The sequence below is a fragment of the Methanosarcina flavescens genome (assembly GCF_001304615.2).
Taxonomy (GTDB): domain Archaea; phylum Halobacteriota; class Methanosarcinia; order Methanosarcinales; family Methanosarcinaceae; genus Methanosarcina; species Methanosarcina flavescens.
This window is the reverse complement of sequence record NZ_CP032683.1, coordinates 2,188,289-2,213,670: the sequence shown is the minus strand read 5'-3', so window position 1 is coordinate 2,213,670 and position 25,382 is coordinate 2,188,289. Positions and strand designations below refer to the sequence as shown.

The 25,382-nt window shown below is 40.1% G+C and carries 24 protein-coding genes; 17 read left to right on the top strand and 7 right to left on the bottom strand.

The features are described from left to right. Positions 1–91: 91 nt before the first annotated feature. From AOB57_RS09780 to AOB57_RS09765, 4 genes are all read left to right on the top strand, one after another. Complete coding sequence (locus tag AOB57_RS09780) at positions 92–1,738, top strand: tRNA uridine(34) 5-carboxymethylaminomethyl modification radical SAM/GNAT enzyme Elp3 (RefSeq protein WP_054300014.1); 1,647 nt, start codon at positions 92–94, stop codon at positions 1,736–1,738. 1,016 nt (positions 1,739–2,754) lie between these two features. Further along, entirely contained in the window at positions 2,755–3,150 is a 396-nt protein-coding gene (locus AOB57_RS09775; RefSeq protein WP_054300013.1) for a DUF1699 family protein, read from the top strand. A gap of 382 nt (positions 3,151–3,532) precedes the next feature. Then, a complete protein-coding gene (locus AOB57_RS09770; protein ID WP_054300008.1) occupies positions 3,533–4,015 on the top strand; it encodes a YheU family protein in 483 nt (160 codons plus the stop codon). Between the two features lie 53 nt (positions 4,016–4,068). Then, positions 4,069–5,511 (top strand): single-stranded-DNA-specific exonuclease RecJ, encoded by a 1,443-nt coding sequence (locus AOB57_RS09765; protein ID WP_054300007.1) that lies wholly within the window; start codon positions 4,069–4,071, stop codon positions 5,509–5,511. 92 nt (positions 5,512–5,603) lie between these two features. On the opposite strand, the gene AOB57_RS09760 is transcribed toward AOB57_RS09765, so the two are convergent. From AOB57_RS09760 to AOB57_RS09750, 3 genes are all read right to left on the bottom strand, one after another. Next, positions 5,604–6,362, bottom strand: a complete 759-nt coding sequence (locus AOB57_RS09760) for a DUF128 domain-containing protein (RefSeq protein ID WP_054300006.1) — start codon at positions 6,360–6,362, stop codon at positions 5,604–5,606. A 226-nt stretch (positions 6,363–6,588) separates the two neighbouring features. Next, complete coding sequence (locus AOB57_RS09755) at positions 6,589–7,329, bottom strand: glucose-6-phosphate isomerase family protein (protein ID WP_054300005.1); 741 nt, start codon at positions 7,327–7,329, stop codon at positions 6,589–6,591. 198 nt (positions 7,330–7,527) lie between these two features. Next, entirely contained in the window at positions 7,528–8,277 is a 750-nt protein-coding gene (locus AOB57_RS09750; protein WP_054300004.1) for a ribonuclease H-like domain-containing protein, read from the bottom strand. 244 nt (positions 8,278–8,521) lie between these two features. Between AOB57_RS09750 and mdh the strand changes: the two genes are divergently transcribed. The 7 genes from mdh (at position 8,522) to AOB57_RS09715 (ending at position 15,071) form a co-directional block, all read left to right on the top strand. Beyond that, positions 8,522–9,445 carry a malate dehydrogenase gene (gene mdh / locus AOB57_RS09745; RefSeq protein WP_054300003.1) on the top strand — a complete coding sequence of 308 codons (924 nt, stop codon included), beginning with the start codon at positions 8,522–8,524 and terminating at the stop codon, positions 9,443–9,445. 461 nt (positions 9,446–9,906) lie between these two features. Beyond that, entirely contained in the window at positions 9,907–10,164 is a 258-nt protein-coding gene (locus tag AOB57_RS09740) for a PRC-barrel domain-containing protein (RefSeq protein ID WP_054300002.1), read from the top strand. Positions 10,165–10,182: 18 nt separating this feature from the next. Then, complete coding sequence (locus AOB57_RS09735; protein ID WP_054300001.1) at positions 10,183–10,914, top strand: tRNA(His) guanylyltransferase Thg1 family protein; 732 nt, start codon at positions 10,183–10,185, stop codon at positions 10,912–10,914. A 38-nt stretch (positions 10,915–10,952) separates the two neighbouring features. Next, positions 10,953–11,906, top strand: coding sequence for a tyrosine--tRNA ligase (locus AOB57_RS09730; protein ID WP_054300000.1), 954 nt, complete (start codon positions 10,953–10,955; stop codon positions 11,904–11,906). Positions 11,907–12,115: 209 nt separating this feature from the next. Continuing rightward, entirely contained in the window at positions 12,116–13,291 is a 1,176-nt protein-coding gene (locus AOB57_RS09725) for a hypothetical protein (RefSeq protein WP_054299999.1), read from the top strand. 296 nt (positions 13,292–13,587) lie between these two features. Continuing rightward, entirely contained in the window at positions 13,588–14,145 is a 558-nt protein-coding gene (locus AOB57_RS09720; protein WP_054299998.1) for a putative ATP-dependent zinc protease, read from the top strand. A gap of 308 nt (positions 14,146–14,453) precedes the next feature. After that, on the top strand, positions 14,454–15,071 hold the full coding sequence (locus AOB57_RS09715; protein WP_054299997.1) for a DUF3786 domain-containing protein: 618 nt from the start codon (positions 14,454–14,456) through the stop codon (positions 15,069–15,071). A 67-nt stretch (positions 15,072–15,138) separates the two neighbouring features. Here AOB57_RS09715 and AOB57_RS09710 read toward each other — a convergent pair whose 3' ends face one another. Further along, a complete protein-coding gene (locus tag AOB57_RS09710; protein ID WP_082384330.1) occupies positions 15,139–15,504 on the bottom strand; it encodes a DUF5518 domain-containing protein in 366 nt (121 codons plus the stop codon). A gap of 258 nt (positions 15,505–15,762) precedes the next feature. Between AOB57_RS09710 and AOB57_RS09705 the strand changes: the two genes are divergently transcribed. From AOB57_RS09705 to AOB57_RS09680, 6 genes are all read left to right on the top strand, one after another. Next, the gene (locus AOB57_RS09705) at positions 15,763–16,182 is read left to right on the top strand and encodes an HIT family protein (RefSeq protein WP_054300012.1); all 420 of its coding nucleotides are present in this window, start codon (positions 15,763–15,765) and stop codon (positions 16,180–16,182) included. A 154-nt stretch (positions 16,183–16,336) separates the two neighbouring features. Beyond that, positions 16,337–16,564: a sulfurtransferase TusA family protein gene (locus AOB57_RS09700; protein ID WP_054299995.1), complete on the top strand. Its 228-nt coding sequence runs from the start codon at positions 16,337–16,339 to the stop codon at positions 16,562–16,564. Positions 16,565–16,582: 18 nt separating this feature from the next. Further along, positions 16,583–17,002 carry a DsrE/DsrF/DrsH-like family protein gene (locus AOB57_RS09695; RefSeq protein WP_054299994.1) on the top strand — a complete coding sequence of 140 codons (420 nt, stop codon included), beginning with the start codon at positions 16,583–16,585 and terminating at the stop codon, positions 17,000–17,002. A 206-nt stretch (positions 17,003–17,208) separates the two neighbouring features. Further along, on the top strand, positions 17,209–18,363 hold the full coding sequence (locus tag AOB57_RS09690; protein ID WP_054300011.1) for a cysteine desulfurase family protein: 1,155 nt from the start codon (positions 17,209–17,211) through the stop codon (positions 18,361–18,363). 74 nt (positions 18,364–18,437) lie between these two features. Next, the gene (locus AOB57_RS09685; protein WP_054299993.1) at positions 18,438–19,073 is read left to right on the top strand and encodes an iron-sulfur cluster assembly scaffold protein; all 636 of its coding nucleotides are present in this window, start codon (positions 18,438–18,440) and stop codon (positions 19,071–19,073) included. A gap of 180 nt (positions 19,074–19,253) precedes the next feature. Next, positions 19,254–19,928 (top strand): DUF5602 domain-containing protein, encoded by a 675-nt coding sequence (locus tag AOB57_RS09680; protein ID WP_167829594.1) that lies wholly within the window; start codon positions 19,254–19,256, stop codon positions 19,926–19,928. 119 nt (positions 19,929–20,047) lie between these two features. Here AOB57_RS09680 and AOB57_RS09675 read toward each other — a convergent pair whose 3' ends face one another. The 3 genes from AOB57_RS09675 to AOB57_RS09665 form a co-directional block, all read right to left on the bottom strand. Beyond that, on the bottom strand, positions 20,048–20,977 hold the full coding sequence (locus AOB57_RS09675) for an IS5 family transposase (protein ID WP_167829593.1): 930 nt from the start codon (positions 20,975–20,977) through the stop codon (positions 20,048–20,050). Positions 20,978–21,244: 267 nt separating this feature from the next. Continuing rightward, positions 21,245–23,374 (bottom strand): catalase, encoded by a 2,130-nt coding sequence (locus tag AOB57_RS09670; protein ID WP_054297706.1) that lies wholly within the window; start codon positions 23,372–23,374, stop codon positions 21,245–21,247. A gap of 475 nt (positions 23,375–23,849) precedes the next feature. After that, a complete protein-coding gene (locus tag AOB57_RS09665) occupies positions 23,850–24,977 on the bottom strand; it encodes an aldo/keto reductase (RefSeq protein ID WP_054297703.1) in 1,128 nt (375 codons plus the stop codon). Positions 24,978–25,382: the final 405 nt, after the last annotated feature.

The window sequence follows — 25,382 nt, the reverse complement described above, 5'->3', positions numbered from 1 at the left end:
CTAAAAAATCTTTTTTAACATCTTACAAATAAGTTTTTAACGCTCTCTAGAAAAAAACCGGAGTTTGGAAACCGGAAAGACGGAACTTGAGATGAAAGAAAACGATTATAATAAGGCGTGCAGGGAAATCCTTGAAAGAGTACTTGCAGGCGAAATAGAAAATGAAAGTCAGTTAAATAAAGTAAAAAAAGATGTCAGTAAGCATTACCATCTAGCCAGCCTCCCCAGAAATGGAGACATCATAACCAAGGGGACAGCTGAAGAACAGGCAATAATCAAAGAATTCTTGAAACGGAAGCCTGTAAGAACAATTTCCGGAGTTGCAGTAATTGCTGTAATGACCTCTCCAGCTCCATGCCCCCACGGAGTATGTCTGCCGTGTCCGGGGGGCCCAAACTCCACTTTTAAGTCACCCCAGAGTTACATGGGAAGAGAGCCTGCAGCTATGAGGGCAATTCAGCATGATTTTGACCCCTACGCCCAGGTTAAATCCAGGCTCTCCCAGCTTAAAGAGATCGGTCACGACGTAGAGAAAGTGGAACTTATAGTTATGGGAGGCACGTTTTCTGCACGCAATCTGGATTACCAGGAATGGTTTATTAGACGCTGCCTTGAAGCAATGAATGATTTCACAACAGGAAAGGAGTGGAGGAAGACCGCCTGGAAAATCGGGAAATCTATACCTTATATTCCTCTTGAAGAAGTTCAGAAAGCCAATGAAAAAGCTGATATCCGCAATGTAGGAATAACATTTGAAACACGTCCTGATTGGGCAGCGGAAGAACATGTGGACGAGCTCCTCAAGCTGGGAGGTACTAAGGTAGAACTTGGGGTCCAGAGTGTTTATGATTTTGTGCTTACCCGCATGCAGAGAGGTCATGGCGTTGCAGAAGTTGTCAGGGCTAATCAGATATTAAGAGACAGTGCATTTAAGGTTGGATTTCATATGATGCCTCATTTGCCTGGCTCGGATTCAAAGCTGGATCTCAGAGGCTTCAAAAAATTGTTTGAAGATTCACGCTTCAGACCCGATTATCTCAAGATTTATCCTACACTTGTAACTGAAGGCACTCCTCTATACAAACTCTGGGAGGCAGGAGATTATGAAGCCCTTTCTGACGAAGAAGCCGCCGAACTTATTGCAGACGTAAAGGAAATTCTTCCTAAATGGGTAAGACTCCAGCGCATTCAGCGCGATATTCCAGCTCACCAGATATTTGCAGGAGTCCGAAAGAGTAATCTAAGACAGCTTGCAGAAGAAAGGTTGAGAGAAAAGGGAGGAAAGTGCCGCTGTATCCGCTGCAGAGAAGTCGGACATACTGGCCTGAGAGGGAGAAAGGTAAATGAAGAAGACATCGAGCTTACTGTAGAGACCTACGAAGCTTGCGGGGGCATAGAACATTTCATTGCGTTTGAAGACCTTGCTGCAGATGTTCTTATTGGATTTGCCCGCCTGCGTTTTCCTTTTGCTCCTTATCGCCCTGAACTGCAGGAAGCTGCCCTGATAAGAGAACTGCATGTTTATGGTTCAATGGTACCTGTAGGAAAAGGAGCAAAGCAAATGGAATGGCAACATAGAGGATATGGAAAGGAGCTTCTGGAACAAGCAGAGAATATAACGCGTGAAAACGGTTACGAGAAACTTGCTATTATTAGCGGAATAGGAGCCAGAGAATATTATCGAAAATTCGGCTACACTCTTGATAACGTATATATGTCGAAGATTTTGAGAGGTTAAGACAGACCTGCTACTTTCGCGCAGGTCACTATTTTTAATTTAGAGACTTTTGAAAAAAAGAAAAAGTACGGCACATATGTCTTCTAAAATACTGCATATGTCTTAGAAGATTTTCAGTGCCACTAATTTACAGATTTGTAATTATCAAAGTGCCGAGGATAAAAATTTGTAGCATTTAGTAACCTTGCCCCTCTCCTTTATACAATGAGCATTTAGTAATCTAGTCCTTTCCCTTATATGATAAGTATCTTTAGTGAGATTCTTTAATGAAAAAATCTCTTTTGTCAAACCAGTTTATTCAAAAGAATTTTACAAGAAAAAGAGCTTTACAGAAAATATTAAGTAGTATAGTACAATATCGTATACAGTTCACCTCAAATATATAAAATAGTGTAATATAAATAAATGTCATCAGTAGAATTGCTAGCTTTATCTCATAAACTGATTTTCAGAATTTCTTTAGAGCTATTTAAAAGAAACCCTAGAGTTTGACAGATTGTACTTAAAAAATTAAGAAAATGGGAAAATGGAGATTATCCCTTTCCTTGACCCAACTTATATAATATAATAGAAAAAGTTGAAAATAAGAGGAAAGTTCATAAAAAATTAAATAGTATATGTCCCTAACATAACAAAAAACCTCAAATATAAATTAAGGTTTTGAAAAACAGTTTACAATTCTAAAATTCAAAATAAATTCTAAAACAATAATTGAATTTTAGGGTTAACGAATTCAAAAGGTTTAAAAATAAATAATTAAGTAAACCCATGATGTGAAAATTAAAAACTTAGTGGAAGTTTCAAAAGTTAGTAAAAACATAAAAAATCCGGAAACTCTAAAATCCGGAAGGAACTCCCTAAAAACCTAAACCTCGAAAAACCTGAAGAGGCTCTGATTAAATCAAATAGCTCTAAAGAGACTCCGAAGAATTTTAAATGAAACCTTAAGAAACCCTAAAAAATCCCTAAAATGTTCTAAAACACCTTAAAATACCTGGAAACGAACGGTGATAAAAATGAAAATTAGAGTTGTAAGTTCAAAAGAAGAAATAGACACTTTAAAACTTAATGAGGAAATTGTCCATCTTGCATTCAGACCATCTAACAAGGACATTTTTAAACTCATTATGAAGTGTCCGGAAATAAAAGCGATCCACATCCCAAGCTCATACAAAAAAACGATTTCCAGTTCTGCACAGATGTATCTTTCAATGCAGAATATCGCTTTACTTGAGGGCGATGTATGGGGTCACAGGAAAGACATTAACGAATACTCCGAAGTGTCACAGCACGTTTTTGACCGCATACAAGAACTCAGGGAAGAAGGGCTTTCCGATGAGGAAACTATTGAAAGGCTTGTAAAAGAAACGAGGCTCAGCCCGGACTTTGTAAGTTTCATTATATCAAATTAAAAATTGTGCAGCCGGTCAAGAACCTGACCGGCATTTATTTTTCTTACAAGATATTACTCAAATTTATTATGCGGCTCAAGCTCTTTTTGATTTTCACATAAATTACTCTTATGTACAATCATTACTCTTCTATCAATTTGCGGAAGTTTGTTTCATAAAATTGAATGTTAGTTAGTTTCAGGCGATAGATAACATATCCAGATGATGTGTATCAACTCCCTAGTAATGTAACCTGTTTAAGCCCCTTATAATGTAACCTGTTTAAGCCCCCAGTAATGTAACCTGTTTAAGCTGACATATCTCTCCTATGTAATCAGGGTGAAAAGGTTGCATTCTGAGTAGAAGGTTTAAGTAAAATAGAGAAAACATTTAACAGGATTTCATGACCGAGTTTGAACGCATGCTTGTAAACTCACTTAATGCATACATTGAAGAGAATGGAATAAAAGCTATCTCCTACAGGCTTAAGCAGCACAGATTCACTCCACAGTTTCTAGATGTGCTTGTGGATTCTCTTAACCCGGATCTATACCTGGGAATCGAGTGCAAAAGCATTTCAGTGGACAAAGGAGCAAATGCACTTTACTTTTCTCAGCATTTTACCGTTGATAAAAACGGAATCCACCAGATAGAAAGAATTTCGGATTACCTGAACAGATCAGGAAGACGTGGATTTCTTGCAGTAGAACTTCGCCTGGGACCCGGCCACGGAAGGGAAGCATACATAATTCCCTGGAAGGAACTGGAAAAAGAATATCTCAATCAAAATCTCAAACTTACGTTACAGGAGATCCGAAGTTTTCCTGAAATAAGAAGAGAAGGAAAAGATTATAAGGTCGATCCAAGGGAATGGGAAGGAAAGTAAGATTAAAAAAGTGATTATTAATTGAGACAAGCAGAAAAACAGTGGAGAGAGTAATGTCTGAAACAATAAAAGCACTTCATAAAGAAGCGGCGAAATGTGCCGACGAAATTAAAAAGTACAGATCAATCCACGTTGTATCTCATATTGACGCTGACGGGCTGACTTCTGCAGGAATTATCTGTACTGCCCTTCAAAGGGGCGGTTTTGAATATACGACTCGTTTTGTCAAGCAGCTTGATGAAAAGGCTCTTGATGCTATTGCTGATGAGAACCATAGCATTGTCATTTTTACTGACCTTGGAAGCGGGATGTGCGAGCAAATAAAATCTCGCGGGATCCATGCAGTGATCTCAGACCATCACCAACCCCAGGGAAGCCATCAATTTCACCTTAACCCTCACCTTTTCGGAGCAAATGGTTCGTATGAGTTAAGCGGATCTGGGACTACCTACTTACTGGCTTCAGCTCTTGGAAAAAATCAGGACCTTTCCTCACTGGCAATAGTGGGGGCTGTTGGGGATATGCAACATCTGAAAATGGGGCAGCTTGTCGGAGTCAACAGGGAAATTCTGGAAGATGGGGTTAGGGGAAACATTCTACAGTTCAAAAAAGACCTGACTCTATTTGGAAAACAAACCCGCCCGATTTATAAATTAATGCAATATTCTTCAGATCCTTACCTCCCAGGGCTTACGGGGAGCGAAGAAGCATGCATTGAGTTTCTTCACTCCCTTAATATTAGTTTGAGTCAGGATGAACACTGGAGACGCTGGATTGACCTTGAAATCTCAGAAAAACAGAAAATTGTTTCAGGACTTATCCAGTACTGCCTGAAATCAGGTATGCCCTCATATAAGATAGAGCGTCTGATAGGTGAGGTTTACATCCTCCTTGGAGAAAAAGAAGGAACGGAGATGAGAGATGCGTCGGAATTTTCCACCCTTCTTAATGCCACCGCGCGCTACGATCATGCAGAGATTGGACTGGCAGTCTGCATGGGAAACAGAGAGGAAGCTTATGAAGGTGCCCGTAAATTGCTTGCCGAGCATAGACAGAATCTTGTCAACGGACTCATATATGTTAAAGAAAAGGGAGTTATCCAGCTTGAAAATATCCAGTACTTCGACGCAGGCTCGGAAATAAAAGAAACTATTGTGGGTATTATTGCGGGCATGAGTTCTACATTAGTTGAAAACAGAAATCTTCCCATTATTGCTTTTGCAAAAGCCGAAGGAGGGACAAAGGTTTCAGCAAGGGGAACCCAGGACCTTATCCGCAGAGGAGTCAACCTTTCGGAAGCCATGTCGATTGTTTCGGCTGAAGTTGGAGGTGTAGGCGGTGGGCACGATATTGCAGCAGGAGCAACAATTCCTGACGGTAAAAAGGAAGAATTCGCAAGAAAGCTGGATCTGTTTATAGGAGAACAGCTGCGAAGAAAGACACATTCAAAGCAAAGAGACCAGCCTTCCGAAGTATGCTCCGAAAAGCTGAATTGAATAAGTAAAGGCTCAATAAATTAAAGAGATTTTCGGAGTCAGATTTACATTAAAGCCAGGATCTGCTTTAGAGTCAGATTTACCATTGAGCCTTAAACCAGATCTTCAATCCTGCTCATCTCTTTGAATGAAATTAGCTTTGACATTGCATTGGTGTCTATGCTGATCCCATATTCCTGTACAACAGCCATAGGATTTGTCCCTCCTATGACGACTATTCCAAGATGGTCTCTCTCTATGGGAACATCTAGAACCCGTGTATTTGGTTCCCCAACTTCAAGGATTCCACTGAAGCCTGCATCCAGAAGGTCAGAAAGGCAACTTTCAATTTCATCTCTTGCAACCATAGGAGCTTCTCTGAGATTTGCGAGAATCTTGCCTGAGCCTGTCCTGAGCATTTCCGATACAGAAGTAATTCCCTGTGACATCAGAATTTCAAGCGGATCTACAGTTGTACTTGCGTAAGTCAGTACATCAGTAAAGCGAACCGGAATTCCGCTTCGGATCTGAACAACCCCTCCGAGTTTGGGGTTTACAGGAATTCCTGCTTTTAGCAATACTCCGTCAATAGTAATGCTACATACTGTTCCGATACCTACCTTCCCCTTTTCAATAGTCAGGTCTCCGAGAGATTCGCCTTCGGAAACTATCTTAACATAGGGAGTTACCGAAAGCCCGCTTGAGATTACCATCTTAAAAATCCCAAGCACATCATCCAGATCTTTCTTATCAATAAATGAGAGATTAAGTATAACGTCTCCATCCATTTTCTTAGGATCAAATGTAGTCCTGTACATGAGGTCCCTTATTCTGGATGATGTAAATTGGATACGGTATTCATTTTCTTTCATTTCAAACCTCCAGTAATTGAAAATATTTATACCTAATATAAGTTATGTATTCATTGTTACAGGATATTCTTTGGTTTTTATTGCTCATTCTCCTGGGCCTCTCGTACTACCGGTGTCGGTTTTATTTCAGGATATGGAAAGATAAAAAAGTAAGGGGTTTCTGAGAAAACCACATGGAAAGGAAAAGTAAAAGCATGCTCGCTTAAGTTAGAAAATAGCCTGCTTCTCAGAGCACTCCTGTCAAGAATCCTGCAAAATCCTGTGGTGCTGTCAAAAACCTGAGCTTTTCAATTTTATGTATAAGCTCATACATATCTTCTGTGGAGTTTAACTCGAGTTCGTCATATGTAAGGGGTTTAAGGTTACGGATCGGCGGAATATTTTTATAAAGCGGATTTTTTACAAAGCCATCCTTAAGAAGGAAATATGAGGCTCCAGAGAGTCTTTTTATAGGTTCGTAAACCGATGAAAAGTCACGGCAGACCCAGTTTGCCATTTTAAGTGTCTCTTCTGAGGCATTTATAGTTACATGCCCGTATCCAGGGGGAACAAGCACCAGATCACCTTTTTCCGCTTTGATTACTACAACATCCAGAACAAGATCTTCCTCTCCGTCTTTTACCTTTTGAAGTAGATAGGTAGCAGAACCTTCAAGTACCTGATAAATCTCAGGATAAGAGAGATTTGTTCCCGGAACGCGCGGGTGGTAGTGACCTACAGTCTTTATATATTCCGACCCAAGCATTGCAGGAGGAATTATAGTAATATCATATCTCAAATGATTAGCTTTGATTTTCTCAAGGTCAGAATTGCTTTTCGCAAGGTCACGGAACATGTAATACACATCCCGATTTCTGTCCTCTGTTTCTTCAAACCACTCCTGATCAAAAACTACATCTTCCATATCATGGAGCTTTCTTACATCGGCCACAGTGACTTTATCCCCGAACTTCAGTGTTACTTCCATTGAATTCCCCTTTCCTGCCAGAGCATATAGATGATAATATTCAAGTTTTAAATAAGAATTTGTTATAAGTCTGTCAATACATTATCCGGGTAGGTTATCAGAAACAGCAAGATAAGTATATAAATAATTGATGGCAAATATGATTTGCTGCCTGACATTTTATCTCTTATCAGTTCCGAACCTGAAATACTTTGCTTCTCAGGTCTTCAGAGCATTTTCAACCATTCTAGGGTAGGTTAGCTCTATAATAGTCTTCAGGTTAACTATATCCTCCTGGTTATATTTAATAAGTTTGTCCAGAGCTTCCTGATCTCCTCTTTCATATTGTCTCCAGAGCCTTACGGCATCAAATCCAGTTAGATCCTCGGTGTCATCACCTCGAGATATTCCAAGTAACTTTTCAATGTTTTTCAGACCTCCTTTGTACCCTATTCGCCTTAAAGGATACATGAGGTCTATATGGAGCTGCTTGAATTCTATTTCGGGAAACTCGGATTTTATAAAAGGCAGATCAAAACGAGCACCGTTAAAGGTTACAAGCAGTTTATATTTTGAGAACTCTTCTACGATATTATCCAGATTAATATCTTTTATATAGATCTTTGACTCCTTTCCGTCGTAGATTCCCACAATGGTTATTTTATCCCGGGACCTAGAAAGACCCGTAGTTTCAATATCTACGAATGCGGCAGAATCAGAAAATAGGGAATATGCTCTCCAGTGTTCTGCAGAAGGAAGGCATTGGGAAAAAAAGCAGTGATCTTTTGCTGCCAGGCGTTCGGAAGACTTCCTAATCTCTTCACAAATTCTGGCCTTTCGTGACGAAGGTATGGGTATTCTGTCCTTCATCTTAAGGAACTCTTCCCATGTGTGTATTCCCTGAGCCCAGATTTTTTGCTCTAAGCCCTTCCCTACACCTGGAATATGAATGTATGTGTTATTCAGCATGTTTCCCCTGAACCATTTGAGAGTAATATTTAATAAAAATGCTGCATGAAATCTGAAAGTGTTCGAAAGAAAAACCAGTAAATTCAAGAATTTAACGACAAAAAATATTAAAGAGATATTAGCACAGATAAATATAAAAAATGTAGTTGATAGGTAATAGAGACTCATGTTACAGGATAAATTTTTAATGTTGGAAATTCAAAATTTACCTTAAAATAAATTGTTTAACACAGGTGTACAGTTAATGGCTAAAATTTCCGTGGTAGGTGCAGGAAACGTAGGGGCGACTACAGTCCAGCGACTAGCTGAACTTGAGCTTGGCGAGATTGTCATGACAGATATTGTGGAAGGATTACCTCAGGGCAAAGCCCTTGATCTAATGCAGGCAGGTGCAATAAAAGGCTACGATACTTCTATAATTGGGACCAATGATTATGCAGATATTGCAGACTCTGATCTTGTAATCATTACAGCAGGGATTGCAAGAAAACCAGGAATGACCCGGGAAGATCTGATCCGGACAAACTCAAAAATAATAACGGAAGTTTCCAAAAATATTGCAAAATATGCTCCAGAATCCATAGTAATCAATGTAACAAATCCACTTGATATTATAACTTACGTAGCTATGAAATCAACAGGTTTTGAGACGAAGAAAGTGTTTGGAATGAGCGGAGTTCTGGATTCAGGGCGTTTTGCAAGCTTTATTGCAGAAGAACTGAAGTGCTCGAAAAAAGATGTACAGGCAATGGTAATAGGAGGGCATGGCGACCTCATGGTACCTCTTCCCCAGTATACGACAGTATCTGGAATTCCACTCACGGATCTACTTCCACATGATAAAATTGCCAGGCTGGTAGAAAGGACAGTAAACGGAGGGGCCGAGATTGTAGAACTCCTCAAACAGGGCAGTGCCTTTTATGCTCCCTCGGCAGCTGTAGTCTCGATGGCGGAAGCTGTGATTAAAGACTCTAAAAGAATATTGCCTGCTTCAGCTTACCTGGAAGGACAGTATGGACAGGAAGGCATCTACTTCGGTGTACCCGTGAAACTTGGAGCATCAGGAGTCGAAGAAATCCTTGAACTTGAGCTTGATGAAAGCCAGTATGAAACCCTAAGAAAATCCTCAGAAACAATTCGAAATGTGATTTCACAACTGGAGATATGAGAGAATAAACGGATAGATAAACTGAAGTTTAAAAATAAACAAATTAGAATAAAAAGAAAGTTTATATAAAAACATAAAGAATCTGGTTTACAGGTTAATGGCTTAGATACCTGTAACCGGAAAAAATCTCAAAGAGATATAGCTTTTATTGTAGAGAGTTACAGAAAAATAGTGAATAAGCTTAATTTTTGAGCGACTAATAGTAAAAATGCTTAAAGCCGTTAAGGCTCCCTCTTCTTTATTCAAAGACAGGCAGTGGATTTAACAATGCCAAACCGCTTTTACCTCTCGCTAACTTAAATAAGAATATTTATTTAATAGTGACTGAGATTCAAGTTCTGTATGGATATGCAGAATAAGACAGTAATTATATAATGTCGGTAAAACTGTAAGATATATAAGTATGTTTTTCATATAAGGTTAGGAGAAATATTTAAATTAATTTACAAAGCAGGGATATGATGCGCGCAGAACTTACATCACTTTTTGGTTTAAACATATACACAAACACCGGTGTTTATGTAGGGAAGTTGCAGGACCTCGTAATTGATATAGAGGAACAGAAGATTACCGGGCTTGCTATTTCGGATATTAATAGGGAGCTTTTTGACCTGACAAGCAGAGGCGTAATTATTCCTTATAGGTGGGTTATAACGGCAGCAGATATCATTATAGTTAGAGACGTCATCCAGAGATACAAAAAGCGAAAAGAAGACTAAGTAAATCTTGAAAAGTTTATGAAAGATCGGGAAATCTATGCTGAAATGCGCTGTATCCCTCCAGTGGTTGTGCGCGCTGACGGCAGGAATTTTAAAAACACGCTTTCGGGCTTGGGCTTTAAAAAACCCTATGATCTAACCTTCGCCAGGGCAATGGCTGATACTGTTGAACTCTTCATTAAAGAAAGTGGTTTAAGCCCTCTCTTTGCCTATACTTTTTCGGATGAGATCAGTTTTCTCTTCATGAGACTTCCCTTTGAGGGAAGAGTGGAAAAGATTGACTCTGTTGTGGCAAGCTTTCTGGGAAGCGCACTTACGATAAACCTGCAGCTTGAAAAACCTGTTGCTTTTGATTCCAGAATAGTAATTCTTCAAAAAGAAGAGATTTCTGCATATTTCCACTGGAGGCAGCTTGAAGCCTGGCGCAATTTTGTGGCAGCCTGGGGATATTATACTCTGAGGAACGAAGGAATAGATAAGACTGAGGCTTCAAAATACCTCAAAGGAAAGAAAGAGTGGGAGATCCACGAAATGCTTTTTGAGAGGGGGATAAATCTTGCAACGCTTCCTGCCTGGCAGAGGAGAGGAATCGTTATCTCTAAAGAGGAATACCAAATCTCTGGCTTTAATCCCGTACTTGGTGAAGAGGTAAAATCTCTGCGCAGAAGGGTCATTCAGAACTGGGAAATCCCGAATTTCAAATCCGAAGAAGGTATGGCGTTTTTACAGAAACTTATTAATAGAAATTGAGTTTTTGAGAATAAGAAAACAAAAGGAATGTAGAGGCTATGGACAGACTCGAACTTATAAAAAGAAATGTTCAGGAAATCGTGACTGAGGAAGAACTTGAAGAACTTCTTACTAAAAAAGGAACTCCCCGCGCCTATGTAGGATATGAGCCAAGCGGGAAAATCCATATGGGTCACGTTCTTACAGTAAATAAACTCATTGATCTGCAGAAAGCCGGATTTGAAATCACTGTCCTGCTTGCAGACGTACATGCTTATCTCAATAAGAAAGGCACGCTTGAGGAAGTCCGAAAGATCGCAGATTATAATAGGCGCTGCTTTATCGCTCTCGGGCTCGATGAGGAAAAAACTAATTTCGTATATGGGTCTGACTATCAGCTTGGGGCAGAGTACATGTTGAATGTTCTCAAACTTTCAAGGGCAGTAACTTTGAACAGGGCACGCAGAAGCATGGACGAAGTCGGGCGTGCTATGGACGACCCAACTGTTTCGCAGATGGTATATCCACTGATGCAGGCTGTTGACATTGCCATGCTGGGAGTTGATATCGCAGTTGGAGGCATCGACCAGAGAAAAATCCATATGCTTGCCCGTGAGAATTTAAAGAATCTGGGATTCGAAACACCTATCTGCATTCACACTCCAATTCTCATCGGGTTAGACGGAACAAAGATGGCTTCTTCAAAGGAGAATTTTATATCAGTGGATGATACAGAAGAAGAAATTTACAGGAAGTTTAAGAAAGCCTACTGCAAGATAGGAGATACCGAAGAAAACCCGATTCTGGCGCTTTTCCGCTACCATATATTCCCCAGATACGAAACTGTTGTCATAGAGAGACCTGAAAAATTCGGTGGAAATATAACATATAACAGTTACGAAGAAATGGAAAAGGCTTTTGTGGCAGAGAGTATCCATCCAATGGATCTGAAAAACGCTGCCGCAAAGTATATAAATGACATACTGGATCCTGTCCGGAAAGTTCTACTCTGAATAAGGAAAATGGCCGGGCTCCCCCCGGCTTTTTCAGAGAAAGTATAGCATGAGACGATGTCCAGAATATAGGACATATATTTATGTAATATTTATTGTTTAAGATAAAATACTTCTTCTATAAATAAAGGAAGCTTCTGGATAAAACGTTATATAGCTATAGGTAATAGAATATTTGAAGGGTTGTTTAGCTTATCCAGGGTGCTTTTATGAAATATATATACCAGGACTCTAAGGAACTGCCTGTACAGAGGGATTTCATTGAGGATCTGAAAACTTTTTTAGATATAACTTCCCAGGTAATTCATCTGGAAAATTCCATAATAGAGATAAAATGCAGGCATAAAGAAGCACTCCATGAATTGAAGAATAGAATAGAAGGAATGAATAATTTTGAGGAGAGGCTCAAGACCGTACTTAATAAATTAATTAATGGAGCTGATATCGAGGACGTTATACCCTGCGCTAATGCAATCCTGCAAACCTGTAACGAAAATCTCGGGAAAAGAAAAGAAGTCCTCGAAGCCGAATGCGCGAAAATCGAAAATAGAGCTCCTTATGAGTATAAAAAAATCGAAGAAAAAATACTTGAAGTCCTTAGCAAGTTTTTAATCTCAGGCGTTTACGGAGCTGAAAAGCGATTTGAGCTCTCCAGCAGTACAGGCGGCGGCATTTCAGGAGAAATGGTAGGTTGGGTCTCAGGCGTGCAGTACCACTACAGGCTCGGCTTTATGGAAGAGAGCCTGACCGTAGAAAAACTGCTTGGAAACTTAAGCCTGCCGGGATGGACGCGAACCGGTATCCTGCGAAAAGAAGAAAAAATAAAAATGCAGGACCTTTCCGAATTCCTTGTAACTTTTCTGGAATATGACACGCAAAAAAACGTACGCATAAGTCTCGAAAACAAGAAAGCAAACCGGAAATTCAGGATAGAAGGCGGGGACCACAGGTACTTTGTATATGAAGACGGTAAGGAGATTACTTCTGATAAAGAGCTTGGGGCTTTTATTGATATGGAAAGACTAGCAAGGATTCCTGAGAAAGTTCAGGCTTATCTCAGAGAAAATATACGCACTTATACCCTTTCAAAAGTCCTCCTCGACGAAGAGGATGCTATCTCTACCAACCAGATCTTTGACTGCCTGAAAGTGATTGCTGAACCGTATGGGGTAATCGTTCAGGAGTGCCTGGCAAAAGTACATAATAAAGAAGAGATAACTATCAAAATAGAAGAAGCTGACGGCACACGTACTGAAAAGTATATAACAAAGTCTGAGATTTATACCCAGCTTGCCGAAGTCGGAAGTGAAGGTATAGAAATTGCTGGAATACTTGGTGTTGATAGTAGAACTCAGATAAAGGACAGAAAATACCTGATTGCCTGAATCTTTATTATATTTTTTTACTTATAGTTTGTTTTTATGTTTTAATTCATTTTTATTTTCTATTTTTTATTTTATTTTTTATTTTTCAAATTTATATTACATTATTTCATTATACTTTGCTTTATTACATTTTGCTTTATTTCACTTTATTTTAATATATCATTACTCTAGATTTTTATCTTACCTTCAATATTCTATAGTTTTCTGAATATGGTTTCTCGTAAATTGATTTATTGTGCACAAAGGAAAAGGATTAAATAAACTTGACATTCAGATCCTGAAAAGGGGAGATGAATATGGATGTTGAGGAAATTCAAGCAATCTTCAAGTTTTCAGCTTGGGAGAGGGATATAATTTCCAGTTTCGAGATTCAGGCAGAGTTATTTCTTCCTTTTCTGCTTTCGCTAAAATCAGGAGGTTCATGGAGTTACGCCTCTGAGGAAATGAAAAGTATTGCCGTAAAGGATGTAATTACTTATTATAATGATGAGAGTAAAACCGGCTATACTCTGGAAAAGATATACCTCTTTATCGAACCTGAGATTGTAGAGAAAGAAGGAGTGATCTACAGACTCGAAAAATGTGGATCCAGGGAAGAAAGAGAGCTGGTTGAAAGACCTTACTGTATAAGCCTGAGAGCGAAAAAAGTGATATTTGCAGAAGTTAACCCGAGTCTCAGAACGATAAGGATAAAGGAGATGAAAAAAAGGCACATACGCCTGAAAGGTACATCTGCGTACAGCGCAGATCATGAACTTGAGCATCTTGAGAAGGGAGAAGTAAAAGGAATTCCGATATGGAACTTTGAGTACGTTACTGAGCCTACAAAAAATCACCCGAAAAGTGCTGATTAAAAGTAAAAAGTTACTGTATAAAACTGCCGCAAGAAGTGATTGAATAAAATCACATAAGATATCATATAGGATACCATATATGATATCCTATAAAATATTACATAAATTGATTTTATAAGAATTATCAAATCCCTTCCATCTACCTTTGCATCAAATTAAGAATTTTTACAGCGCCACAATTAGAAGTATTGAAATAAGGTCAAGATGGAAGTAACACTTACAGTGATAAAAACTAGAGATTTTTATCTTCCAGCAGTGGGATATAAACCCTAATCATATATTAGCAGACAATAAGGAGTTAAGAAACCGTGACATACGAGATCGCACTCAACAAGGCGTGGGATGAGATTGCAGCGCTAGCTCCTTCTCAAAAATACACGGTCAAATTTTTAACTGATGTTTATGAAGTAAAAATAATCGATAGGATCGTGCTGATGAAGCCATCTGATGCTCCCGCAAGCGAGGAAATATCCGTACTTATTCTTCGTTATCTCATAGGCATCCTAAAGCATGGATATATACAGAAAGGAGAATGGATCTCATTCAAAGAACTTAAGGGTGGACCAAGCTATTATCCAGCGTATCAAAAAAATACAATCAAACCGATATTGAAAAGCCTTAGAGAAGATCCAGATAGTTTGATCAAGAATTTGACGGATCGCTTTGGAGGCAAACTTGTTGAAGGTGGTGATGTCTCGGTAGAGCTGGTTACCTTTCCAGATGTTCGTGTCAAGTTTATTTTTTGGTTTGCAGATAAAGAGCTTCCACCTGAAGTGACTATACTATTCGATAGGGAATTGGCAAAGATTTTTACTACAGAGGAAATTGCAGTTTTAATGTTTTTCTTGGCTATAGCATTGTTGGATAATAGTTTAGAGCGTGTCTTAAAACTCAATTTGACCTCCACAATTGAGAAAGGATTGTAAATTGGGATTCTATACACTTAATCGTCCAAGATTTCCCAGCAACTGTTAAATAAAGGTTATCAAACCGTCAGATTGTACTCCTTTCAGCCAGAACAGCCCCGATTACCGACCCAATTATACCTATCAAAGCTGTATGAGCTACGATAACTAGCGTAATTACAAATGTAGAGGCAACTACGAATCCTCCAAGGACAGGCGCATCTCTGAGTATTGATCCGAGAATTCCTCCCAGAAGAAAACCCGGAATAATCATGAAAATGGTCATAAGAACTCCGGTTTTAAGCCCTCCCCCGGAACCTCCGTCTGCATAATAGCCCCCTAGAAGACCGCCCAGTAAAGGGGCTATGGAGTTTACTAATGGAATAAAATAAAAAATAAAAGTACAGACCATACCTATGAGTGCACCACCCAGAACTCTAGCTATTATCCCCACCCCACAGCAATGAAATAAACACAATTCAAGGTTATTATAATAATTTGATCTCTTATTATAATTATTATTTAATATATAGTTAAACGTTTATTAATCTTTATCTCCGAGAAGGAATTTGTTCATCCCAGGATTTCCCAGACTTTCTACTTCATGGCTCTCTGCCAAACACTTGTTTTAATTTTTAAATCCGGTTACAAGTTGCGAAAGAAACAGAACCCTGATATAAGTGTATCTCCTAAAACTCTAGGGGATATGGTTATGATGGAAGATTGCCTTTTTTGCAAAATTGTAGCGGGGAAAATTCCTTCAGAGAAAGTATATGAAGACGATGCCGTTTTTGCATTTCTTGATGTTTTTCCAGCGAGTCAAGGGCATACTCTGGTGGCCCCTAAGAAGCATTTCAACAGGTTTACGGATATGGATGCGGAAAGTGTTGCTTCGCTTTTTGAGGCTGCAAGAAAGATCACGGCTGCAATCGAGAAAGCATTTTCGGCAGAGGGGTCAAACGTCGGAATCAATGATGGGAAAGTTGCCGGTCAGGAAATTCCTCATGTACACGTACACGTTATTCCCAGAAGAAAAGGAGATGGCGGGAGAGGAATAAAGTCAATAGTATGGACCGAGCCTGATACCACAAACCTAAAAGAAATTGCAAAAAAGATCAGGGAAGCACTCTAAAATATGGTTCAGGATTATAGGGGTAATTCCCAGATAGAACTTTCAATGCGAAACGATAATATAATTTTTGGAATATAGTGAATTTTAAGGAAAGATAGCAGACAGAATTGCTGTCAGAATCCTACCGTTACTCTTACTTTGGGGGGTAAGAATAATGACAGAAGTTGAAATCGATGTTCGAGGGCAGACCTGCCCGGTTCCGCTGGTAGAATGCAGGAAGGCCTTAAAGAAAGCTTCTCCAGGGGATCTTGTTATTATAAAAGGGACACATCCAGCATCAAGAAAAGAAATTCCTATGGCCTGCGAGGCAATGGGGCTAGAAGTGCTGGATATTGAAGATAAAGAAGGAGGGAAAGAGTGGGAGATAAAGATCCGGAGATAAGCCGGAAGAGGAGTCTAAATGGGGGAAAAAGCGGTCATTATTCTGCACAGTGGCGATATGGATAAAGTATACAGTGCGCTTATAATTGCGAACGGAGCCCTGGCAATGGGTATGGAGGCCTCTATATACTTTACTTTCTGGGGATTAATGCGCTTGAAGAAAGGAGAGCTTGACAAGGGGCCGCTTTCCAAGATGAATATGATGGGGCTTGGCAGGCAGATGATCAAGCAAAGAATGGACAAAGCCAATGTAGCTTCACTTGAGAGATTGATGAGCGATTTCAAGGAACTTGGGGGAAAAATAATCGCGTGCGAGATGACCATGGAAATCATGGGTTTAAGTAAAGATGAACTTCAGACGGAATGGATAGATGAATGGGGGGCTGTTGGTTCGTATATTCAGGAGGCAAAAAGCGCTAGTGTAACTCTCTTTATATAAGGCTCAGAAAAGCTTCAAAATTGTCACTGCTGCGATAATAAGAATGCACTCAATGTTAGGTCTGATTTATACCTTTGCGTTCAACTAAACTACTATTTCGGGATTTTTCGGATTGAGAATATTGTGTTTCACTGAAAAAGCTGAGATTCAACTATAAAATCAAAATTATATAGTCTAATTTGGGAGGGAGAAAAATATTTGAGAATATGATTTACCTTGATAACTCTACATCCACGAGGATGGATGAGCAGGTACTTGAAGCGATGAAACCCTATTTTTTTGATACTTATGCAGTAGCTACATCAGAATTTGGCTATTCTATGGGTATTGATGCAAAAGAAGCACTAGAAAAGTCCCGGGGAAGCATTGCTTCAAAGATTGCTGCAAATTGGGAGGAGGTTATTTTCACTTCAGGATCCACCGAGTCAAGCAATACCGCGCTTAAAGGAGTTGCCTGGGCTCTTAAAGAAAAGAAAGGAAAGCATATTATTGTCTCGACAATAGAAGATTTTCCTGTGCTGAATACTGCAAAAGCTCTTGAGAGGCAGGGTTTTAGCGTAACTTTCCTTGATGTGAATGCGGAAGGATTTGTGAATCTAGAGGGGCTGAGAAACGCAATCACAAAGGAGACAGTTCTTGTTTCAATCCAGCACGGTAACCAGGAAATAGGGACAGTGCAGGATTTGAAAGCTATCTCCGAGATTTGCGAAGAGAAAGATGTGCTCCTGCACACAGACGCCACTCATAGCTTTACCAGGCTTCCCCTGAGTGTAAAGGAACTACCTGTAGACCTGATCACCATGTCTGCCCATACTATTCACGGCCCAAGGGGGGTGGGCGCTCTTTACATTCGGAAAGATACCCCAATAACCAAGTTCATGGACGGGGGTTTCCAGGAATTTAACCTGAGGGCAGGGGTGGAAGATATTCCGTCTGCGGTCGGTTTTGCAAAAGCTGTCGAGCTCGTAACCGAAGAGGAAAACATAAGGCTCAAAGCCATGAGAGATCGGGTTATTGACAAAGCTCTCTCGGATATTCCTGATGTTACCCTGAACGGAAGCCGGGAAGAGCGCCTGCCTCAGAACGCAAACCTGACTTTTCATTATGTTGAGGGCGAATCCGTAACTCTGCATATGGACATGAGAGGGTTTGCAGTAAGCACGGGTTCTGCATGTTTCAGCCGCTCCCTTGAAGCCAGCCATGTAATCAGGGGTATCGGAGGAGACCATGAGAGAGCACATGGTTCGGTACGTTTTACCCTCGGGCGCTACAACCGCATGGAAGACGTTGATGCAGCAATTGAAGCAATGAGTGAGATAGTAGCAAGGCTCAGGGAGATAAGCCCACTTGCGAGGAAATGAAAACAAGATTGAAAGGCAATACAAGGGAAAGCAGATTATAGAAGCTCAGAGAAAGATTATAGAAAGGTGTGACAATGAAGTTTCCTTACAGTCAAAAAGTGCTGGAGCATTTCAAGAATCCGCATAATGTAGGAAAGATGGAGAATCCTGACGGAAAAGGTCTTGAAGGAAGCCCGGCTTGCGGAGACATGGTTGCCGTTTATATCAAGGTCAATCCAGATACCAAGGTTATTGAAGATATAAAATTCGAATCTTACGGCTGTGCCTCAAATATTGCCACAGCCTCGATCATAACAGACCTTGCACGCGGAAAAACCCTTGATGAAGCAAAAAAGATAACATGGAAGCAGGCTGCGGAGGAACTTGGAGGATTGCCTCCGGTCAAAGCCCACTGTTCAGTGCTCGCAGTTGAGGGCCTGCGCGCTGCAATCAAAGATTATGAGGAAAAACACGGACTTATAACCGAGAAAGAGCCTACAACTGAAGAAGTTGTAAAAAAGAGGCTCAAACACGTAATGAACCCTCTAACAGGGCTTGACGTCATCCGCACAAACCTGATCCTTAAAATTAGCGTTGAAGATGGAGCGGTAAGAGTGGTAGTAGACCTGCCTGCAAACCACCAGTTTGCTCCGGCGATAAAAGAGGATATTGTAGAAAAACTTGGGTCTCTGTGGGATGTAGAAAAGGTTGATGTGGTGTTTACAGCGTGACGTGAATAGAATTCGTGTTATTTGAGAAAATGAAAAATGCTATGTGGGGGGAGTAATACGAAGGGAAGAAAATTGACATGTTATTTCTGTATACTCACGGTAGTTGCTGTTCTCTTTTCCGGCTGTGCAATGGCGGAGACCCAACAACAAAAAGAAAAATGCTTTGTTAAGCCACCTCAAATGGGAATGTTTGAGGGGGAAAGTAAAACCCTGGGCAGCGGAGTTGCTTATTCCTGGGTTAAGCTTGACAATGAAGGAAATCCCTCGTCAATAGGAGTAAACTTTACAGAATCAGCTCTGGAAGGACATCCTGAAGGAAGAACTGTGGAGTACACACTTTCTCTGCCGGAAGAAGCTGCTTCCACAGCTTATAACCACATTGGGATTGACTGGAATCCTCATGGACATGAACCTCAGGGAATTTATGATAAGCCGCACTTTGATGTTCATTTTTACATGATAACCCCTGAGGAAAGAGATAAGATCACAGCGACCGGGGAAGATTGTAAGAACTTATCAAAAATGCCGGCATCAGAATATATTCCGGAGGGATATGTTCCCACGCCAGGAGGAGTGCCCAGAATGGGAGCACACTGGATAGACCCGAAAGCTCCTGAGTTTAACGGACAGCCTTTTAATGAGACTTTTATTTATGGGTTTTATAACGGGGAAATGGTTTTTGTCGAACCTATGGTTACAATAGCTTTCCTTGAGACAAAACCAGAGGTAACAAAAGAACTCAAGCTTCCGAAATGTTATCCGACAAGTTCCTATTATCCCACAAGTTACTCCTTGAGCTACAGTGAAACGAATAAAGAGTATACACTGGCTCTTGAGGGACTAACTCTCAGGTAAAACACAATTTAACTTTAAAATATAGGGCTCTGTAGAAAACCTACTTAATCGTCATCAATAGACTTAAAGTTCTTCAGCAAAATGAATCAGGCAATTTAGTTTTAATTTGTTAAGATTGGCTATTTAAGAGGATTTCTACGGAGCCAAATATAGGGCTCTGTAGAAATCCTTAATTTAATCCATAATAATTGTATTACTTTTTTGTTTATATTATAGACTATTAGTTTAACTTTTACTTCTTTTACTTGATTTCTAACCTTTCTTGCTCTTAATGTTTCTCCAAATTTTCTTTTTACAACAGATATTATTGTCTCTACTATATTCCTTCTATTGTATTTGATCTTATCAAAGTCTTTGTTTAATTGTTTTCTATATTTTCCGTTTATTCTCTTTCTTTTTCTTTCTCTCAAAGGTACTATTGAATCTGCTTTTATCTCTTCTCTTATTAGAGTATGAATTTCTTCGGAATCATATCCTTTATCCATCACATAACATTGAGACTTTCTTGACTTGTTTGATTGTCTTATCAGAGTCTTTGCATGCTTGACATCATGATCTGTTTTTTGGCTAATTTTCCATCCTAATATTACTTTTTTAATAGTGTCTACTGATATTGAAGTTTTAAGGAAGCTCCTTCGGAGCTTCCCTGTTCTCTTAGAATAATAATGACTTGCATAAGAACTCGTAAATCCTGTTGCATCAATTGCCGTAATGAGAACTTTTTCTCCATGTGAGTAAAATAGTTTTAGAGTTTTTGACAAAATTAGGTTAAACAATGAAGAGGGAATTCTGGACACAAACTTTTGAAGAGTAGTGTAATGAGGAACCTTATCAAGGTCAAGTTTTTCCTTTATATTGTTCATGAGGTCAACAAGTTCTACAAAGTCACGGTAGTCTGTACTTATATACTCCTTCAATAAAACAAGAACAAGAAGCTGATGTTGAGTATAAACACGTTTGGAATATTTGCAGGAGTAAAGGTTCAGTCTGGAAGACTGAACCGTTTTAAGACTGAGATCAATAAATTTAATATACTTATTTGATGACAATAGCAATTGCTCCTTTGTTTTTTGTGGGGACAAAAAAATTAAGGAGCATTTTTACAATTTTATTTTTATAATTTTTGGGTAAAAACAGAATTTAGAGGATTTCTACAGAGCCAAATATAGTTCAATTTTTAAAAGCGAATAGAGTTTAAAAGCGAAGAGAGGAGTAATTTCTCCTCTCAAATAACTTCGGTTCAAATGAATTTAGTTCAAATCAAATAACCTCGGCTCAAATGAATTTAGCTCAAATAATCCGGAGTTAAGTTAACTTCAAGCTGGAACCTGTTCTTTCTTTTCCCTATCCCAGTGACGGTGCTTTGCAATTGCAGTAGTGAAGGACTCATTAAAAGCACTCCTGTCTTCCGCACTAACAGCCGTCACGACACCTTTATCGGAAATCAAAGGAATCTCCTTATCAGCTGATTCCTTCCCTGCAAATTGTATATCAGGGAGGTTTGCGGCTTTAAGTAATTCGACGCCTTCACCGGTTGCTCCAAGAGGTTTGCAGTGCCTGAACGCCTCATTGACGAAATGGATTGCGTCTCCCTGCATTTTCAGGGTCTCTACATTCTCTTTTCCTCCCGGGATGTATACAGCATCGTACAATACTGAGGCTGTGGTGACATAGCTCTTATCAACCTCGATACTTTCTCCGCTTGAACTCTTTAACATCCCCTGGTGTTTAGAGATAATATGGGCTTTTGCTCCACCAGCCTCTAAAGCCTGCATTACCTGGCTGACATCATTATGGTTATACCCATTCGCAGCAATGATGGCAATTCTTCTGGTTTTAATGGTATTCTTCACCGTATGCTCCGAACGCTCCTGGCTGACATTCGGAGACTCTTTCGTGACAGGAGATCCACCTTTCTTCTCAGGAGCCGGAACTCCTACTCCCTTTGCAATTTCGATTGCAAGATCTCCGTCTACATTGTTGAACATATCAACAACTGCCTTCCGTATATTTTTATCATTGACTTTTCCAACTTCAAAATGGAATGCCTCTATGATGTGCTTCTTTTCCGGCTCCGACATACTGTTCCAGAACAATTTTGCCTGGCTGTAAAAGTCCTTGAATTTTTCACTGCGGGCGCGGATTATTTTTCCTTCTACTTTCTCCATATAGTGGGCGTATCCACCTTCTTCTGCAGAGGCAGGACGCGGGAGGTTTTCTCCTACCGTGTTAGGGAAATAACTTGCCTTGCCTTTGTTTATCTTTGTACGGTGATAACCTTCCCTCTGATTATTGGCTATAGGCGCCAGCGGTCGGTTAATCGGAATTTCATGGAAATTCGGACCGGCTAGGCGGATTAGCTGAGTATCGAGATATGAGAAAAGGCGTCCCTGAAGAAGCGGATCGTTAGAGAAGTCGATCCCAGGAACCACATTTGCCGGGCAGAACGCAACCTGTTCGGTTTCAGCAAAGAAGTTGTCAGGGTTGCGGTTAAGGGTCATTTTCCCTATCCATTTAATGGGCACGTCTTCTTCCGGCCAGATCTTGGTGGGATCGAGGATATCGAAGTCAAATTTAAACTCATCCTCTTCCTCCAGGATCTGCACTCCAAACTCATATTCTGGAAAGTCTCCCATCTCAATTGCTTCCCACAGGTCACGTCGGTTAAAATCAGGATCTTTTCCTGCTATCTTCTGAGCTTCGTCCCAGACAAGCGAGTGAATGCCAAGCAGAGGTCTCCAGTGAAACTTTACAAATCTTCCCTTACCCTCCGAATTAACGAAGCGGAAGGTGTTAACCCCAAAGCCCTGCATCATGCGGTAACTCCTGGGGAGCGCACGATCGGAAAGAACCCACATGATCATGTGTGCATTTTCTGGGTGGCAGGCGACAAAATCCCAGAATGTATCATGAGCTGCCGAAGCCTGAGGTATCTGGTTATCCTGCTCGGGTTTAATTGCGTGGACAAGGTCAGGAAATTTGATTGCGTCTTGGATGAAAAAGATAGGAATGTTATTGCCGACAAGATCATAGTTCCCATCCTCAGTGTAGAACTTTGTCGCAAAACCCCGAACATCTCTCACGGTATCAGCCGAACCTCTAAAACCCACAACCGTCGAAAACCGTACAAAGACAGGCGTTTTCTTATTGGGATCCTGCAGGAATTTTGCACTCGTATATTCCGTCATAGGCTCATAGACCTGGAAATACCCGTGTGCTCCGGAACCACGGGCATGAACAACCCTTTCCGGGATTCGCTCATGGTCAAAATGAGTTAATTTCTCCCTGAAATGGAAATCTTCAAGCAGGGTTGGACCCCTTTCCCCTGCCTTGAGCGAAATATCTGTATTAATGACCCTGACACCCTGATTTGTTGTCAGGAACTCACGCTCAGGGTCTTCACGGAACATCTCTAACTGCTCATCTTTGCTCTTTTCATCGACCATTCTCTTTTTCTCCACTATTAGCACCTTACCTATTTGTTCTGGTTTCCAGATCTCAAAAACTGAAATTTAAATTTTCATGGGCTTTTAAGGAAGCAAAGGCGAGCAGAGGCATATCTCAAGTAAGTGATGACCATGCCTGAAATGAGGAATCCTCAAGTCCAATCCATAATCAAGTCCATGATAGATCCTGACTGGGGACCAGGGAATGACTTTAACTCTAAATAGGCCAGGACTAGATCTATACATTCAGGATTAGCTCGATTTACAGCTCACAATTGAGTACATATGCATGCTCAACTTCCCCATTCCGACTTCCCCATTTCTAAATTGGCTTATTATTATATGAGTCTTTTTATAAAGAAATTAATTTATTAAAACAGAAAGAGTGAGAAAGTAAAATACTGAAGGAAAAACCATAATCATCCTGAACTAAGAGGATTGGAATAGCCCAGGTTTCAGGGAAAATGAAAAAAGATTACTTCTCGAATAATTTTGAAACCTCTTTTAATATCTCCCTTATAGGGGTTTTTTGCGGACATTTTTTCTCACATTGCCCACATTCCGTACAATTTGAAGCCTTGCCTTCAAGGCTGCTATATAAAAGCTTCTCCTCTTCTATCTTATCAAACATCTCAGCATTATTAAGGCACTTAAAATTCTCTGGAATATTTACTCCGGAGGGACAGGGCATGCAGTACTGACAGCCAGTACAGTTAACTCTTGTCTTTGACCTGTAGATTTCTTTTACTCTAGAAATCAGCTTTCTCTCTTCCTCTGTCAAAGAATTCGGGAAGCCATCTGCTGCAAATTTTACGTTATTCTCTATCTGCGCCAGATCAGACATACCGCTCAGGACAACGCTTATCTCAGGATAGTCCCAGAGATAGCGCAGTCCCCATTCAACAGGGCTTCGTGTGGTTTCGGCACTATCCCAGATTTCCTGAACTTCCTGGGGGACTTTTGAGGCAAGGTATCCTCCGCGCAGAGGTTCCATAATAGCAACTCCAAGTTCCTTTGAGGCTGCATACATCAGCCCCTCTTTTCCTGCCTGGAAATTTTCATCCATGAAATTATACTGGATTTGACACATATTCCATGGATAGGAATCAACGATCTCTTTAAACAGATCAATATTATCATGGAAAGAGAAACCTGTGTATTTTATTCTTCCATCTTTAAGGGCGGAATTAAGGAAATCAAAAACTCCATGCTTTTTTACAAGAGACCAATAATCCCTGTTTAGCGCGTGAAGAAGATAGAAATCTATGTAATCGGTCCTGAGCCGTTCAAGCTGCTCGTTTAAGTAGTGGTCCATATCCTCTCTGCTAGTAACAAGCCAGCTTGGAAGTTTTGTCGCAAGACAGACCTTTTCCCTGTAATCATCCTGAAGGGCTTTCCCAATAACGAATTCGCTCATGCCCCCATGATAGGAATAGGCAGTATCAATATAATTGATGCTGTTATCTATAGCGTAACGGATCATTTGTACAGCTTTTTCCTCGTCAACTTTTGAGTCATCACCTCCAAGAACAGGAAGCCGCATTGTACCGAGCCCTAGTATTGAGACACTTTTACCTGTTTGACCAAGCTCTCTATATAACATATACTTTAACCCCTCAATGCAAAAGAAGAATCCACCCCAAATTAAATTCCTACTACCTTTTTGTCATGATATATGATAATACTTTGTGAGATTACGAACAGTCGAAATACAAGCAGGAAACGGCTCAGCCACGAAAAAAGTACGTGACAGGAAAGATGCATGAAGTTAGTTATCTCAACATGAAACCGCATTTTTTAAGAGATAAGAGTCTGGAAAAAACTATGATGATATATATAATATAAAAGGAGCTTAAATTTAGTGTAGGAATTCTGTGGGGGCAGAAAGGCGCTTTTAATGTAATTCTAGTTGAGCATGTAGAGGAACACTTTAGATTATCCTTTTCTGGTCTGCAATAAGATCAGCTATAAAAATATCTCATCAGTTAACGGAAGAATCCTGAACTGA